The sequence below is a fragment of the Luteimicrobium album genome (genome assembly GCF_030161555.1).
GTDB lineage: Bacteria > Actinomycetota > Actinomycetes > Actinomycetales > Cellulomonadaceae > Luteimicrobium > Luteimicrobium album.
Genome location: NZ_BSUK01000001.1, coordinates 1 through 13,034, shown reverse-complemented (window position 1 = coordinate 13,034; position 13,034 = coordinate 1). Strand labels below are relative to the sequence as shown.

Genomic DNA, 13,034 nt, shown 5'->3' with positions numbered 1-13,034 from the left:
CAACGCACGTACGTACGTGCGGGCGTAGGGCGTCATGTTGGAAAGTCGCGTCATCGCGTCACCACGCGTCATAACTGCAGGTCAGAGCGCGTGACGCGTGCTGTGGGTACGCGTCACGAACAGGCACGCACGCGTCACGATTCGTTGCCATGGGCTACCGCCACCCCTGCTGGTCGAGGCGCTCGTCGAGGGTCGGTGACGCGTCCCGTGACGCGTCGGGGCCGTCGTCCTCGATGTCGTTGAGGCGGATGCCGGCGAGGTATCGGGCCGAGTTCGACCGCTCGGTGCGGATCCCGTACTTCGACCGCAGCGCGACGGTGAACGTCTTCGGGGACATGGGGGTTGCGCCGGCGTCGGTGCACCACCGCTCGTACGCGGTGCGCAGCTGCGCGGACCGCACGCGCAGGTCCTGCCGGTTCGGGTCGCCGGTGACGCAGCAGTCGGTGACGAACCCGGCGACGGTGTCCTGTTCGGTCTCGTACGCCTTCGTGGCTGCGGTGACGGCGTCGGGGGCGGCGAGGCCGCGGGCGAAGTAGTCGGCTGCGCCGCGGATCGCCCACGCGAGGATCGCGGGGCCCTCGTCGGCGATGAGGCGTTCCTCGAGGTCCTTGACGCGGGCGCCCTCGGGGACGGTGTGCACGAAGGGGACCATGACGACGCGCCGCCAGAACGCGAGCCCGCCGACCCGGACCTCCGGTTCGTGGTTGGACAGGACCCACAGGGTGTGGGTGGGCGTGAAGTCGAAGAGGTCCTCGCGCATGAACCGGGCGGAGATCGTGTCCTTGCCGGTCAGGGACTTGATGCGGGCCTCGTCGAACGTCTGGCCCTCGTTGATCTCGGAGGTGACGGTGAGGCGCTGTCCTTGCAGTCGGGCGAGCTCGGTGGGGTGCCCGTGGTTGCGGGTCGCGAGGAGCATCTCGGCGGGCGCTTGGCCGGAGTACCCGTCGGCGCCGAGGCCGACGATGTGCTGCAGGGTCGACATGAACGTCGACTTGCCGTTGGCGCCGGACCCGTGGGCGAAGAAGAAGACCTGGTCGAGGACGGCGCCGACGAGGGACATGCCGACGGCGCGCTGGACGAAGGCGATCATGTCGGGGTCGCCGGCGAACGTGTCGGCGAGGAACCGGTCCCACAGGGGTGGGACGCGTCGAAGTCGGGCGCGACGGTGGTGGTGCGGGTGTGCAGGGCCGCGGGGTCGGGTTGGGACAGTGTCCCGGTGCGCAGGTCGACGATGCCGGCGGGGGTGTTGAGCTCGTAGGGGCGAGCGTCGAGCTCCTTCGCGGCGACGACGATGCGCTGGTCGGATTGGGCGAGTCGCAGGACGTCGGTGACGCCGCGGGCGCTGAGGGCTTTCTTGCGGTAGGTCTCCCAGCCTTCGCCTCCGGGGAGGCGGCGGACGAGGGTGCGGGCGTGTTCGCGGACGAGCTCGCGGTCGTCGACGGACCAGTGGTGGCCGGTCCATGTGAGCCATCGTCCGCGGCCGGTGGCGTAGCGGACGGTGTCGGCGTGGGCGTCGACGAACAGGAGGGCGGTGTTGTCCTGGTCGGGGGTCGCGACGCGGTCGGCGACCTGCTCGGGGGCGGGCTCGTCGACGACGTGGAGCTGCGGGCGCGGCGCGGGCGGGACGGGGAGCGCGCCGTCGGCGGTGGGGGCGATGAGGCCGGCGAGGTCGTCGGCGGTCGGGTGGTCGGGCACGGGGCGCAGAGCGGTGGCGCGCTGCCCGAATCCGGCGGCGGCGAGGGCCTTGGCGGCGGCGGTGTGGTCGCCGCCGTGCTCGAGGACGGCGAGCGCGCCGAGCTTCGTGTACGGCACCTCGGGGGCGAAGTCGGTGGACGAGGTGAAGACGTAGAGGCGGTCGCGGTCGTCGGCGTGCCCGGTGGTCGCGCTGATGCCTTGCCCGCGGTCCTTGCCGGGGCGGAGCCAGTAGCGGGTGCGGCCGCGGGCGGAGACGAGGGTCCAGCCGTGGGGGTGAGGATGTCGGCCCAGTCGGTGCGGTTCTCGTAGTCGTCGCCGGGTGTGACGCCCTGGGTGGGGTCGTGCGGGGCGACGGGCGTCGACGTGGTGGCGTGCTCGGGCTGCTCGTCGAGGGTGCGCAGGATCGCGCAGAACGCGTCGAGCTCCTCGGGGGTGAGGACGGCAGCGTCTGCAGGACCGCCGGCGAGCCGCACCCACGGGCGCCCGGATGCGTGGTGGCGTGACGGGGCGACGACGACCTGGCCGCCTTCGCCGCGGGTCTCGGCGAGGACGAGGCCGTCGGCGGCCCGCGCGAGCTTCTGGTTGCCGAGGACGGGCTGGTGGGAGTCGGTGCGGACGTGGAAGTGGACGCCGCCGGACGGGGAGTGCTCGAGCCACCCGGAGGTGACGCGGGCCCACAGGTCGCCGAGGCCGGTGTCGGTGGCGAGCTGCGCGAGGTCGGGGAGGTGGTGGGCGGCGCGGCCCTCGATCTCGATCATGACGGCGTTGCCGGAGACGTGGCCTTGGACGACGCCGAGGTCGTAGCCGGGGTGGGTGAACCAGGCGCGAACCCGGGAGTCGTCGGGGCGCTGGTCGGTGTACTGCTTCCAGGCGGTGAGGGCGGGGGCCTTGGTGCCGTCGTCGCGGATGGGGATGACGGAGTAGCCGGCGTCCAGCAGCTCGAGGGCGGCGGTGAGGACGTCGTTGGTCACTGGGGCTCCTGGTCGTCTTCGGTGAGGCGGTCGATGCGGTCGTCGTCGAGTTCGTTGTCGGGCGGGTCGGGGTGCTCGGTCTCCCAGAGGTCGTGGGCGCGCCAGAAGGTGGTGTGTGCGGCGGCCGCGAGCGTCGTCATCGCGCGTTCCGGAGGCTCTTCGTCGCGACGGCGATGGCGCCAGCCGACCGGTGCAGGATCGACGCCGCGTTCCGGTTGACGTCGGCCCGCGCCGCGTCGTCGATCGGAAGGAGCCACCACGTCGACGACTCGGGCCCGGCAGACCACACCGACCAGCGACCGCGAAGACCGTCGACGGCGAGCACGTTGCCGGGTCGGACGTCGCCGGAGCGGAACGGCTGGGGGAGCTTGGTGTCGGTCATGTCGTCCTCCCGGGACGTCGAAGGTGTTGGAGGTGCTGGTGGTCCCCGCGCCCCGGATCGAACGGGCTGGGGCGCGCCGGTTGCGCGCGCGGGGTGCCGCGGTCAGGCGGCGGTGCGCAGGAGCGCGATGACGGACGCGTCGAGGCCGGTGGCGCCGGCGATCGTGGCGTCGTCGAGGCCGAGCGCGACGAGCTGCCGCGCCTTCTCCCCGGCGTCGGAGCCCGACGGCGCGGGGGCGGGCGGCGCTGCCTGGACCGGCGTCGTCGTCGGGGCCGGGGTGGTGCCGAGGAAGTCGCCCGACTGGGCCGCCTTGTCCGGGGCGGCGTACTGGGCCTCCCAGAGCTTGCGGTCGGAGTACCCGCGGGTCTTCGACGGCTCCGTCCCGACGAACGAGACGGTGAGGGTGCCCCCGACCTCGAGGCCCTTGGCGCCGGACTTCTGCACGGCGGCGCGGACGGCGTCGTGCACGGACTTCGACCCGGGCGCCTTGGAGCCCTTGACGTAGACGGCGCGCACGCCGTCGTCCTCGGGGTCGTCGCGCAGGTCGGTGGCGAGGGTGACGACGAGCTGCATGCGCGGGTCGCCGTTGTCCCAGGTGAGGAGGTTCCCGTCGAGGTCGGTCTGCTGGCGGACCTCGACGGACTGGACCTTGCCGGTCACGGTGTAGCCGACGGCGTCGTCGCGCCCGAAGGCGGACTTCGAGCCGGACCCCATGAGGAAGTCGTTGGTGTCGGTCATGGTGGTGCTCCTTGTGGTGTCGGTACTGCGGTGGGTTGGGGTCACCCGAGGAGGTCGGCGAACGCCTTCTCGGGAGCGTGGTGGCCGGGCGGGTTGAGCCCGGCGCCGTCGGGGAAGCGCGCGCAGTCGTAGCAGTGCCGCGCCCTGGGGAGGCTGGTGATCCACGCGTCGCGCTGCTCGACGCCCAGGGCGTCCTCGAGGGCGCGGAGGTTGTCGTGGAGGCGGTTGGCGCGGTCGAGGGCGGCGACGGCGCGGGCGCGGTCGTGGGGGCGTGCCACCAGATCGCGTCGTCGAGTCCGCGCACGCTGTTGCGGGGCAGGTAGACGATCGAGACGTGCTCGACGCGGATCCCGGCGTCGTTCCACCCCTTCGCGTAGAGGTCGGCCTGGACCCGGTAGACGGGCGAGGGTCCGACCTTGGCGGCGGTGAGGGTGGACGCGCCGACGAGCTTCCAGTCGATGGTCAGGCCGGCGGCGACGTCGAGAGCGTCGGTGGATCCCCAGATCTCCTGGCCGCCGATGTGGCCGACCATCGTCTTCTCCTCGACGAGGTACCGGCCCGGCCGCTGGTTGAGCCAGGCGTTCATCTCGCGGTCGAGGAGGACGCGCTCGAGGTTCTCGTGCATCGCGGTCCCGACGTACGGGAGCCACGCTGTGCTCGGGAGCTGCTCCCACTGCGCGAGCTTCGCGGCGAGGCAGTGGTCGCAGTCGGTGCCGATCTCCGAGGGCCCGATGATCTTCTGGTGGTTCCGCGGCTTGTTGGCGATCGCGTCCTCGACGAGCGTGCGCAGCTCGCGCAACGCGACGTCGGGGGCGGTGCCGGTGTGCAGGTACGCGTCGCGGTACTCGGTCGCGAGCGCGGACATGGCCGTCATGACTCGCCCCGCGTCAGCTCGATGACCAGCTGGGCGTACTCGGCGGCCGCGTGGGCGTTGTTCTGCGCGGCGATGCCGGCGAGGTGAGCGAGCGCTCGGCGCGTCTCGGCGCCACGTGCGGCGATCACGCGAGCACGCGTCTCGGCGTTCATCTCCCGGAGCTGCCCGACGCTGATCGGGGGCAGTGTGCTCATCGGTACGTGTCCTTCCTGGCGTCGTTGCGGGACAGCTGGGCCGCGATGTCGCGGCGCTTGTGGCGTTCGAGGTAGCGGTGCACCTGGCGGGGGAGCCACCCGAGGTCTGCGGCGACGGCGAGCGTCGTCGCACCGTCCGCGGCGGCGGCTTCGATGCGGGCGAGGCGGTGCCGGGCCCGCAGGACGGCCGTCACGGGACGACCCGGTCGTCGGACCAGGCGTAGGCGCGCATGCTCTTGTCCTGGTGCGGGCCGTCGTGCCCGGGCCGCCGGTCGCAGACCGCGATGTGGTAGATCGGGTGGCCGGCCTGCGTCAGGTACGCGATCGAGTCCGTGATGCGCTCGGCCCCGCACTGCACGGCGCCGCGGGCGCGAGCGCCGGCGCGGATCGTGGGAAGGCCCGCCTGCGACGACGGCGGGTGCACGGTGGGCTGCTCGTCGCCGGTCATGCTGCGACCGCCACGACGTGGACGCGCTCCGGCTTGGCGTTGCGCTTCACGCCGCCCCACACCCCGTACTGCTCCCGTGCGGCCTCCGCGCGCTCGGCGCACAGGGCCTTGACCGGGCACACCGCGCAGAACGCTGCCGCGCGGGCGACGTCCGACGGCGCCTCGGAGAACCACAGATCGGGGTCGAGGGACCTGCACACCGCCGACTCGACCCAGTCGCCGGCCAGGGCGCGGCGCGCCGCGACGTGCGGCTCGACGACCTTCGTCGCGATCGTCTTCGGCATGACGGGGATGACACCGCCGCCGGCGAGCTCGCGGCTGTAGCAGGCGCCGCACTTCCCGTGACCGGCGAGCTGCTTGGACCCGGCGGGCCACTCGTCGCGCGGCAGACCGCGGACGCGGAGCGGGACGCCGCACTCGGCGCAGGTCGTGGGCGCTGCGACGGCGGTCATCGGACCGTCACCGTGCGCGCGCCCGCGACCTGGAAGGGGCGCAGCTGGGCGGGGGACATGTGCTCCTTGACCGCGGCCGTGTCGATCGCGGCCCGGTAGAGCACCGGGTGCTGCGCCGGCCCGAACGCCTCGGCGAGCTTCTTCGTGTCCAGGCGCGCCGGGACGGTCACGATGACTTTGAGCTGCCCGGCCTGCGTCGTCCCGTCCGGGAGGAGCGCGCGGAGCTGGGTGTCGATCGCGGCGATCTCCTCGTCGATCGAGGTCTTCTCGTCGCGGAGCTTGGCCTTCCGGATCGCGAGCTGTTCGACGACGACGAGCTGGTCGTCGGTGAGGCCGTCCGACGTCGGGGTGGCGATGTCGTTGGTGGTCATGGTTGTGGGTCTCCGTTCAGGCGGCGAGGGCGTGGGTGGACAGCGGCTCGAAGGTGCGGAGCCGGGCGGCGAGGTCGTACCGGCCGAGGCGGTGCAGGGTCTTCTCGAGCGAGTTCGCGGAGCAGTACCCGAGGCGCTTCGCGGCGGCGGTGAGGCCGACGCCCCAGGACGCGAGGAACTCGGCGTCCTCGATGACGGCGGCGGCGCGCGGGGGACGGGCGGTCTTCATCGGGGCCTCCGGGTGTTGACGACGTGCAGGCGGACGAGGAGGCCGAAGCCCGCGGCGGCGAGCCCGACGGCCGTGAAGTGCGCGGCGGACAGGTTCCGCGCCGACAGGGCGAGGACGAGGCCGGCGGCGATGAGGCCGAACGCGGCGGCGGCGACGATCGCGACGCCGAGCGGGTTCGGGCCCGACGCGGGGCGGCGGGCGTGCCGGGGCGGACCGTCGGCCTGCTGGACGCGGGCGACGGCGGCGGCGGTCTGCTCGGCGAGGTGCGCGTCGAGGCGGTGGGCGCGGGCGGCGCGGAGGTCGAGGACCTCGGCAGGCGCGCGGTCGGCCGCGTGGGAGCTGAACTGCCAGCGCCCGCCCATCAGGCGGCCTGCTCGGTGAGCTCGTAGTCGATCGGCGCGTCGACCTCGGACGGGTCGGTGACGGCGAACCCGAAGTCGGTGCGGTCGAGGCGGTACCAGGTGTTGGTCTCGGGGTCCCACCACTCGCCGGTGATGGCGTTCGCGCCGGCGCGTCGCGCGCGGTCGGGGATGCTCAGCGTCGAGGTGACGGTGACGACGGTGTGCTTGGGGGAACCGCGGTGACGGCCTGGGACGGGCGGGCAGGTTTCGCCGTTGCGGGCGGCGAGCTTCGCGCGCTCTTCCTGGAACTGCAGCTTGCCGGTGAGGGGCCCGGGCTTCGCGTGTCGGGGGAGGTGCTGGGTGTTCATGGGACGATGTCTCCTGTTCGATCGATGAAGCCCGGTGTCTCGTGGTAGGGGTGCCGGGCTTCGTTGTGTTCTGCTTGGGTTCAGGCCGCGTCGGGTGCGGTCTGGGTCTGCTGGCCGCGCTGGGCGGCAATGAGCTGCTCGAGCTCTTCGATGGACGGCCCGCCGGCGACGTGGGCGCGGCGCGCAGCCTCCGCGACCGGCAGGGAGTCGCGGACACGCCGTCCCTCCGCGATGCACGCACCCGCCTTCGCGATCGCTTCGTCACGCGTCGTCACACCGCCACCTGACGAACGGAGCCGGCCGCGTTTGTCACTCGATGCGCGCGAGATCCGACATGGGCCTCGAAGAGGTCCTCCACGTCGCGGTCGAGGTACTTCGCAATCGTGCTGCCGAGATCTTGCGAGCAGCCGCGCATGGCGCCTGTCTCTAGGGCCGAGATTGCCGCCTGCGTGCAGCGCGCGAGCGCCGCGAGGTCGTACTGGGTGTATCCGGCTCGGAGCCTTGCGCGACGGATCGCACCGGGGTCCTTGACTCGCATCCACACCTCCCTGAGGAATCTGACTTTCGGTCGTCGGGTGACCATCGTGCCTCCGTTTGTCCCGGGTGACAAGTGGAGCCTGCCGCGCTTGTCACGCACTTGTCAAGAGGTGCGCACGAACTTGCAGGTCAGGCCGTAAGGTGGCGCTGTCACTTGTGTGTTCCCCTAGGGCCGAAGGTGGCATCAGCGAGAACAGCGCCGACAGGATCGGGACCGTGACCAAGAATCCACTCACGCTGAGGGACGTTGCGCTCAGGGCATCGGAGCGAGCTGGAGGGCTGCAAGGGCGAGCGCTCGATCGCGAAGCCAAACGGCGCGGCCTCACACTCTCGTACACGACGGTCGACAAGATCATCGCGGGCACCTACACCTCTCGGCCTACGCGCCGCACCCTCGAAGCGCTCGCCGAGCTTTCCGGCGTTCCGCTCGTCGAGGTCCTGCTGGCTGCCCGTGAACCGCTTCCGGTGCAGCCGCTCGCCGAACTCCTGCCGCCTGACGCGGATCTGCTCTCCGCCGACCAGCGTCGCGTGGTCGTTGACATCGTGCGGCAGTTCGCGCGGTCCAATCGTGAGCTCGACGAGGCGCGCCGCGATGCAGAGTCCTCCGCCGCGCTCGCCCCCGACGCGCTTGCGCTAGCGGCTCGCCCCGGAGTGCCGGCCGCCGCGCCTGACGCGACATCGGGGGAGGAGTCGCAGGACTCAGGCTCGGATGAGCCGTCGTGAGCGACAGCTCCAGGCGATAGATAGGGGTAGCAGGTGTTCGGAGCACGAGTCTTCGAGTTCTGGGTGACGCGGGGACCATCGAAGCGCACGCGCCTCGATCTCGGCGAGCCGGGGAGCGCCAGTGCCTCTGCGGAAGACCTTCTGGTGGCGTGCGGCGAGTCGCTGATGACGCGCGGGCTGGTCTCCGGGGTGCCGGATCTTCGCCGACCTGCCGAGTGGGAGGAGGACCCGCACCCTCCACGCGAGACTCCCCAACTGCGCTGTGACGACGTCCGCGCCGTTGGCCCGGGGCAGACGCTCTACAAGCTGAAGCACGGCTACCACGGCGAGTTCGACGAAGCGCTAGGCCGCGACGGCGCGGTCGACATCTCGCAGCGTGCCCCAGTCCACGAATACCGAGCCCTGCTGTTTGTCCCTGAGTCAGGACCCGAAGGGCGTCTCGTGGTTGAAACGATCGCGAGGACATGCCCCATCACGATGTTGGTTCGATGGTTGGGCTACGAAGGCTTTCGGCTCGATGCTGACAGGTGGCTGCGTCCCAAGGTCAACCAGGTTGCGGATCGTCGCCGGATCATGGAGCTCATCCGGAACGCCGAGAAGGTCACCGCAGAACTGCGGCAGTACCGGCCCAGCGAACCGGGGCGTCGAAGGTCTGTCGCCACCAAGCTGACGCACCACGTCGACGCGGACTACGAGCGTGAGGGTCTCCTTCGCGAGGCCCTCCGATGGGCGGAGGGTGGCGGTGACTCCGAGTACGTCGTCAGGATCGAATCTATCGCCGGCTACAGCCCAGAGGCTCTCGATGAGACTGGCCTCCGGTTCGACGATGCCGCTCTGGTTGTCGAGAATGACGAGGGCCGCAAGACGATCCGGCCCGATTCGATCCGCGCACTGTTCACGTACGAGTTCAGCGCGGATCTACCGCTCGACGACGACTCCTGGATCGCAAGTGCGCGCTCCCTCCTCAGTGGGACACTGTCAGAGGGCACCGATATAACCATCTGAACCAGGGAGCCGATCTGAGGAGCGTGACGCGATGCCTATGGGTCCGGCCGAGCTCTTCTTGCGACACTGGGAGGGACTGGCCGATCTCAGGAACCACCGGGGCGGAGCACCCGACTGGTGGTCCCGTGGGTTCCTCTACGGCATCCCGGTCGCACTGGCCGCAGTAGCGTTCTGGCGCCATTGGTCCGTAGCGACAGTTGCCGATGCCCTGATCGGGGGCTTCGCCCTCCTTGGCGGGGTCCTCATAGCGGTCTTCGCTCAGATTGCGGCCTGGAGAAGCCGCCTCGACGAACGGGCTGGCCGGCGCCCCGCGTCAGAGGCTCCAGCTCGGAGATCCGTCGACGCAGCGGCCGCTCACGCTCTCGTGGGTGTCATCGCTTGCTGCGCTGCGACCGCGGTCGCCGTCTTCGTCAAGGCTGGATTGGCGCCGACGCGCCTTTGGAACAGCCTCGCTGTCGGACTCGGCGCTTACGTGCTCCTCCTGGTTGTCCTCATCGTCAACACGGTCTTCGAGGGGTACGAAGCGAACGTGGATCCGGCGGTTCGTGAAGCTGATGACGAACTGCAGCGCCGCGAACCTCCGGAGCTAACGGTGCGCCACACCGCCTAGATTCGAACATGCGTTCGACAGTGGCCTCGGGCGGCGGTACGTTCACCTCGATGTTCCATCCCTGGCGTGCACTCGCGAACCGGCCCCACATCCGACTCCACTGGGCCGTCCTACCTGGACTCCTCGGCTTCACAGACGGCCGCACCATGATCGTTCTGCACCCGCACCAGACCCAGGTGCAGCGCCGCTGCACCCTCGCGCACGAGCTCGCACACGTCGACCTCGGCCACACGGACGGATGCCGGCGCCGTGACGAACAGGCAGCACGTGCGCTGGCCGCCCGGCGGCTCATCGACCTCGACGACCTCCTCGCCGCATGGAAGTGGGCGACGTCCGAGGCTGAGCTGGCTGACGAGCTGTGGGTCGACGTCGACACGCTCCGCGCCAGGATCGAACACCTCACCGACGACGAGAAGGGTCGCGTCGCCGCGATGATCCTCAACCAAGACGACCCCGCATGACGCGCTCACAGACTTCACCCGTTCGCACGGTTCGTCGCCTCGGCGCGGTACGGGATGATCCGTCCATGCCTCGTAAGTACGCTCTCGCAACCATCACTGTCGTCGCAGCTGGGACGCTCGCCGCGTGCTCGTCATCGGGCCCCAGTGCACCGCCCGTCACGGTGACGGCGACCGTCACTCAGACAGTCCAAGCCCAGCTCAAGCCGACCCCCACCGCTGAGGTCACACCGACCGCGGCTCCGACGAGCGCGCGAGGGAACGTGGAGAAGAAGGCCGGGGAGTGGGGCTGGGTGTCAGGTTCGAACGGGGACAATCTCGGGGACGCGGCATTCCAGATCCGGGTCACGAAGATCAAGGTCGACCCCACATGCGACGGCCAGTTCGCCACCAAGTCGAAAGCTGGCCACCTCGTCGCGCTCACGGTCGAAGCGCGCACGTCGAAGGAACTCGTGAAGGCGCTGTCGCTCACCGGAGGCACGGCTCTCGGTATCGGTCCAGCCACCTGGTCGCTCATCGGTTCAGACGGCTACAACCAGTCGAACCCCGCGACAGCAGCCGCGTTCGCATGCGCAGATGACTCCGAAGTGATCCCCACATCGATCGGCCCAGCACAGAAGGCGAAGGGCTTGGTCGTGCTCGACTCCAAGACCAAGCATGGGGTCGTCGTGTACAGCCTCAACGGCCAGGGCGACACGGGCTGGGAGTGGAAGTTCTGACCCGCCTATGACTCCTCGTGCTGGCCTCCGCCCCGTCCCCGACACGCCGCCGCGCGCGGTCCTCTACCTGCGCCAGTCGACCTACCGCGAGGAGTCGATCAGCCTCGAGCTGCAGGAGACCGCCGGACGCGACTACTGCGCCCGCCACGGATACGACGTCGTCGCCGTCGAAGCCGACCCCGGCATCTCCGGGCGCACCTGGAAGCGGCCCGCTGTTCAACGCGTCATGGACATGATCGAGACCCGCGCCGCCGACGTCGTCGTCCTGTGGCGCTGGTCCCGCCTGTCCCGCAACCGCAAGGACTGGGCCATCGCAGCCGACCGCGTCGACGTCGCCGGCGGCCGCATCGAATCCGCCACCGAACCCAACGACGGCACCGCCGCGGGCCGGTTCGCGCGCGGCGTCATGACCGAGCTCGCCGCGTTCGAGTCCGAACGCATCAGCGAGCAGTGGCAGGAGGTCCACGCCTCCCGCGTCGCCCGCGGCCTCCCACCCGGCGGGAAGCTCCCCTGGGGGTGGGCCTGGGCCGACGGCGCCGTCACCCCCGACCCCGACACGGCCCCGTACATCGAGCAGGCGTACCGCCGGTACCTCGCCGGCGCAGGGCACCGCGAGCTCGCAGCCTGGTTCAACGGCCTCGGCCTCAAGCCGATGCACGCCCCCGCGTGGCACGACACGACGATCGTGCAGTGCCTCGACTCGCCGATCCACGCCGGGTACGTCGTCTACCACGGCGAGCTCCACGACGGCGCGCACCAGGGCATCGTCGACGTCGAGACGTGGGAGGCGTACCGGGCCGAGCGTGAGGCGCGCGCGGCAGAGCGGCAGGTGAAGCGCCGGTACCTGCTGTCTGGGATCGCGCGGTGCGAGTGCGGGGCCGGGATGAACGGGTACCGCATCGCCCCGTCGGCGCGGAACCGGCAGCGTGAAGGGTTCCTCGGGTACCGGTGCGGGGACTTCGGCCGCGCCGAGGGACACGGGCCGCGCTGGTCGATCTCCTTGCGCCTCGTCGAGGACGCCGTGCTCGCGTGGCTGCGCGACGTCGCGGACGACGTCGAGAACACCGCGGCCCGGGCCGCCGTCGATCGGACGCGCGCCTCGAGGCGCAGCGCATCGCCCGCGAGATCACCGGCCTGGACCGCCAGCTCGCCGCCCTCACCGGGCACCTCGCCTCGGGGCTTGTGCCGGAGGCCGCGTACCGGGTGACGCGCGACGAGATCATGGAGCGCCGCGACCGGCTCACGTCCGGCCTCGCCGCGGCGGAGCGGCTGATCGTGCGCATGCCCGACGACCCGTCGAAGATCGCGCGCGAGGTCCTGGCGGACTGGGTGACGCTCCCGGTCGAGGCGAAGCGGTCCGCGCTGCGGGCTCTGATCGCGCGGGTCGAGGTGCGCTTCGAGGAGCGGCGCGCCGACGTCGTCCCGGTCTGGAGCACTCTGCGTCCCATCGGATAGCGGACGTCACGCGCGCTGAGATGGCGGTCAACATCCGCAAGCACGTCCTGCGCGCGTCGCACCTGGGCGACCTCGTCGCGCTGGGGTCCCTGACCGGGCAGGCGGCGTCGTTCCTCGACGCGACCGTGCGCGCCGGGCTCAACGTCCTCGTGTCGGGCGCGACGCAGGCCGGCAAGACGACGATGCTCAACGCGCTCGCCGGATCGGTGCCCGCGACGCAGCGGATCATCACCTGCGAGGAGGTCTTCGAGCTCCGGATCGCCGCGCGGGACCTCGTCGCGATGCAGTGCCGCCAGCCCAGCCTCGAGGGCACCGGCGAGATCACGCTCCGCCGTCTCGTCAAGGAGGCGCTGCGCATGCGCCCCGACCGCATCGTCATCGGCGAGGTCCGCGAGGCCGAGGCGTTCGACCTGCTGATCGCCTTGAACTCCGGCATCCCGGGCATGTGCACGCTGCACGCGAGC

General features: G+C 71.1%; 25 protein-coding genes. 9 read left to right on the top strand and 16 right to left on the bottom strand.

Annotated elements, in window-relative coordinates; translation table 11 throughout:
• Positions 1–154: 154 nt before the first annotated feature.
• From QQK45_RS00125 to QQK45_RS00100, 6 genes are all read right to left on the bottom strand, one after another.
• The gene (locus QQK45_RS00125; protein ID WP_284291147.1) at positions 155–1,090 is read right to left on the bottom strand and encodes a DNA primase family protein; all 936 of its coding nucleotides are present in this window, start codon (positions 1,088–1,090) and stop codon (positions 155–157) included.
• Entirely contained in the window at positions 1,087–1,812 is a 726-nt protein-coding gene (locus QQK45_RS00120; RefSeq protein ID WP_284291146.1) for a hypothetical protein, read from the bottom strand. The genes QQK45_RS00125 and QQK45_RS00120 overlap by 4 nt, the downstream gene beginning before the upstream one ends.
• Before the next feature lie 850 nt (positions 1,813–2,662).
• Positions 2,663–2,806 (bottom strand): hypothetical protein, encoded by a 144-nt coding sequence (locus QQK45_RS00115; protein WP_284291145.1) that lies wholly within the window; start codon positions 2,804–2,806, stop codon positions 2,663–2,665.
• Complete coding sequence (locus QQK45_RS00110; RefSeq protein ID WP_284291144.1) at positions 2,803–3,048, bottom strand: hypothetical protein; 246 nt, start codon at positions 3,046–3,048, stop codon at positions 2,803–2,805. Before QQK45_RS00110 ends, QQK45_RS00115 begins: the two co-directional genes overlap by 4 nt.
• Positions 3,049–3,150: 102 nt before the next feature.
• The gene (locus QQK45_RS00105) at positions 3,151–3,786 is read right to left on the bottom strand and encodes a hypothetical protein (protein WP_284291143.1); all 636 of its coding nucleotides are present in this window, start codon (positions 3,784–3,786) and stop codon (positions 3,151–3,153) included.
• Positions 3,787–3,827: 41 nt separating this feature from the next.
• Positions 3,828–4,064, bottom strand: coding sequence for a hypothetical protein (locus QQK45_RS00100; RefSeq protein ID WP_284291142.1), 237 nt, complete (start codon positions 4,062–4,064; stop codon positions 3,828–3,830).
• A gap of 147 nt (positions 4,065–4,211) precedes the next feature.
• On the opposite strand from QQK45_RS00100, the gene QQK45_RS00095 reads away from it, so the two are divergent.
• Positions 4,212–4,685 (top strand): hypothetical protein, encoded by a 474-nt coding sequence (locus QQK45_RS00095; RefSeq protein ID WP_284291141.1) that lies wholly within the window; start codon positions 4,212–4,214, stop codon positions 4,683–4,685.
• Here QQK45_RS00095 and QQK45_RS00090 read toward each other — a convergent pair.
• The 10 genes from QQK45_RS00090 to QQK45_RS00045 all read right to left on the bottom strand — a co-directional run bounded on the left by QQK45_RS00090 (position 4,657) and on the right by QQK45_RS00045 (position 7,601).
• Positions 4,657–4,854 carry a hypothetical protein gene (locus QQK45_RS00090; RefSeq protein ID WP_284291140.1) on the bottom strand — a complete coding sequence of 66 codons (198 nt, stop codon included), beginning with the start codon at positions 4,852–4,854 and terminating at the stop codon, positions 4,657–4,659. The genes QQK45_RS00095 and QQK45_RS00090 overlap by 29 nt on opposite strands.
• Entirely contained in the window at positions 4,851–5,048 is a 198-nt protein-coding gene (locus tag QQK45_RS00085) for a type 2 periplasmic-binding domain-containing protein (RefSeq protein ID WP_284291139.1), read from the bottom strand. Before QQK45_RS00085 ends, QQK45_RS00090 begins: the two co-directional genes overlap by 4 nt.
• The gene (locus QQK45_RS00080) at positions 5,045–5,302 is read right to left on the bottom strand and encodes a hypothetical protein (RefSeq protein ID WP_284291138.1); all 258 of its coding nucleotides are present in this window, start codon (positions 5,300–5,302) and stop codon (positions 5,045–5,047) included. Before QQK45_RS00080 ends, QQK45_RS00085 begins: the two co-directional genes overlap by 4 nt.
• A complete protein-coding gene (locus QQK45_RS00075; RefSeq protein WP_284291137.1) occupies positions 5,299–5,754 on the bottom strand; it encodes a WhiB family transcriptional regulator in 456 nt (151 codons plus the stop codon). The genes QQK45_RS00080 and QQK45_RS00075 overlap by 4 nt, the downstream gene beginning before the upstream one ends.
• Positions 5,751–6,125, bottom strand: coding sequence for a hypothetical protein (locus QQK45_RS00070; RefSeq protein ID WP_284291136.1), 375 nt, complete (start codon positions 6,123–6,125; stop codon positions 5,751–5,753). Before QQK45_RS00070 ends, QQK45_RS00075 begins: the two co-directional genes overlap by 4 nt.
• 16 nt (positions 6,126–6,141) lie before the next feature.
• Positions 6,142–6,354 (bottom strand): hypothetical protein, encoded by a 213-nt coding sequence (locus tag QQK45_RS00065; protein WP_284291135.1) that lies wholly within the window; start codon positions 6,352–6,354, stop codon positions 6,142–6,144.
• Positions 6,351–6,716: a hypothetical protein gene (locus QQK45_RS00060; RefSeq protein ID WP_284291134.1), complete on the bottom strand. Its 366-nt coding sequence runs from the start codon at positions 6,714–6,716 to the stop codon at positions 6,351–6,353. The genes QQK45_RS00065 and QQK45_RS00060 overlap by 4 nt, the downstream gene beginning before the upstream one ends.
• Positions 6,716–7,063, bottom strand: coding sequence for a Kelch repeat-containing protein (locus tag QQK45_RS00055; protein WP_284291133.1), 348 nt, complete (start codon positions 7,061–7,063; stop codon positions 6,716–6,718). Before QQK45_RS00055 ends, QQK45_RS00060 begins: the two co-directional genes overlap by 1 nt.
• 80 nt (positions 7,064–7,143) lie before the next feature.
• Positions 7,144–7,338 carry a hypothetical protein gene (locus QQK45_RS00050; protein WP_284291132.1) on the bottom strand — a complete coding sequence of 65 codons (195 nt, stop codon included), beginning with the start codon at positions 7,336–7,338 and terminating at the stop codon, positions 7,144–7,146.
• The gene (locus QQK45_RS00045; RefSeq protein WP_284291131.1) at positions 7,335–7,601 is read right to left on the bottom strand and encodes a helix-turn-helix transcriptional regulator; all 267 of its coding nucleotides are present in this window, start codon (positions 7,599–7,601) and stop codon (positions 7,335–7,337) included. The genes QQK45_RS00050 and QQK45_RS00045 overlap by 4 nt, the downstream gene beginning before the upstream one ends.
• Positions 7,602–7,816: 215 nt before the next feature.
• Between QQK45_RS00045 and QQK45_RS00040 the strand changes: the two genes are divergently transcribed.
• From QQK45_RS00040 to QQK45_RS00005, 8 genes are all read left to right on the top strand, one after another.
• Entirely contained in the window at positions 7,817–8,323 is a 507-nt protein-coding gene (locus QQK45_RS00040; RefSeq protein WP_284291130.1) for a radical SAM family protein, read from the top strand.
• 33 nt (positions 8,324–8,356) lie between these two features.
• Positions 8,357–9,328 (top strand): hypothetical protein, encoded by a 972-nt coding sequence (locus tag QQK45_RS00035; RefSeq protein ID WP_284291129.1) that lies wholly within the window; start codon positions 8,357–8,359, stop codon positions 9,326–9,328.
• A 364-nt stretch (positions 9,329–9,692) separates the two neighbouring features.
• A complete protein-coding gene (locus QQK45_RS00030; protein ID WP_284291128.1) occupies positions 9,693–9,938 on the top strand; it encodes a hypothetical protein in 246 nt (81 codons plus the stop codon).
• An 8-nt stretch (positions 9,939–9,946) separates the two neighbouring features.
• Positions 9,947–10,399, top strand: coding sequence for an ImmA/IrrE family metallo-endopeptidase (locus QQK45_RS00025; protein ID WP_348525096.1), 453 nt, complete (start codon positions 9,947–9,949; stop codon positions 10,397–10,399).
• Positions 10,400–10,464: 65 nt separating this feature from the next.
• Positions 10,465–11,115, top strand: coding sequence for a hypothetical protein (locus QQK45_RS00020; RefSeq protein ID WP_284291126.1), 651 nt, complete (start codon positions 10,465–10,467; stop codon positions 11,113–11,115).
• Between the two features lie 7 nt (positions 11,116–11,122).
• Positions 11,123–12,322, top strand: a complete 1,200-nt coding sequence (locus QQK45_RS00015; RefSeq protein WP_284291125.1) for a recombinase family protein — start codon at positions 11,123–11,125, stop codon at positions 12,320–12,322.
• Positions 12,319–12,570, top strand: coding sequence for a hypothetical protein (locus QQK45_RS00010; RefSeq protein ID WP_284291124.1), 252 nt, complete (start codon positions 12,319–12,321; stop codon positions 12,568–12,570). Before QQK45_RS00015 ends, QQK45_RS00010 begins: the two co-directional genes overlap by 4 nt.
• Before the next feature lie 20 nt (positions 12,571–12,590).
• On the top strand, positions 12,591–13,034 hold a 444-nt coding region (locus QQK45_RS00005; protein ID WP_284291122.1), incomplete at its 3' end, for an ATPase, T2SS/T4P/T4SS family.

Coding starts and splice junctions, on each gene's coding strand:
- QQK45_RS00090 (WP_284291140.1), bottom strand. CDS start 4,854: ATGAGCACACTGCCCCCGATCAGCGTCGGGCAGCTCCGGGAGATGAAC.
- QQK45_RS00045 (WP_284291131.1), bottom strand. CDS start 7,601: ATGCGAGTCAAGGACCCCGGTGCGATCCGTCGCGCAAGGCTCCGAGCC.
- QQK45_RS00075 (WP_284291137.1), bottom strand. CDS start 5,754: ATGACCGCCGTCGCAGCGCCCACGACCTGCGCCGAGTGCGGCGTCCCG.
- QQK45_RS00020 (WP_284291126.1), top strand. CDS start 10,465: ATGCCTCGTAAGTACGCTCTCGCAACCATCACTGTCGTCGCAGCTGGG.
- QQK45_RS00060 (WP_284291134.1), bottom strand. CDS start 6,716: ATGGGCGGGCGCTGGCAGTTCAGCTCCCACGCGGCCGACCGCGCGCCT.
- QQK45_RS00125 (WP_284291147.1), bottom strand. CDS start 1,090: ATGATCGCCTTCGTCCAGCGCGCCGTCGGCATGTCCCTCGTCGGCGCC.
- QQK45_RS00080 (WP_284291138.1), bottom strand. CDS start 5,302: ATGACCGGCGACGAGCAGCCCACCGTGCACCCGCCGTCGTCGCAGGCG.
- QQK45_RS00070 (WP_284291136.1), bottom strand. CDS start 6,125: ATGACCACCAACGACATCGCCACCCCGACGTCGGACGGCCTCACCGAC.
- QQK45_RS00025 (WP_348525096.1), top strand. CDS start 9,947: ATGCGTTCGACAGTGGCCTCGGGCGGCGGTACGTTCACCTCGATGTTC.
- QQK45_RS00015 (WP_284291125.1), top strand. CDS start 11,123: ATGACTCCTCGTGCTGGCCTCCGCCCCGTCCCCGACACGCCGCCGCGC.
- QQK45_RS00110 (WP_284291144.1), bottom strand. CDS start 3,048: ATGACCGACACCAAGCTCCCCCAGCCGTTCCGCTCCGGCGACGTCCGA.
- QQK45_RS00065 (WP_284291135.1), bottom strand. CDS start 6,354: ATGAAGACCGCCCGTCCCCCGCGCGCCGCCGCCGTCATCGAGGACGCC.
- QQK45_RS00055 (WP_284291133.1), bottom strand. CDS start 7,063: ATGAACACCCAGCACCTCCCCCGACACGCGAAGCCCGGGCCCCTCACC.
- QQK45_RS00115 (WP_284291145.1), bottom strand. CDS start 2,806: ATGACGACGCTCGCGGCCGCCGCACACACCACCTTCTGGCGCGCCCAC.
- QQK45_RS00105 (WP_284291143.1), bottom strand. CDS start 3,786: ATGACCGACACCAACGACTTCCTCATGGGGTCCGGCTCGAAGTCCGCC.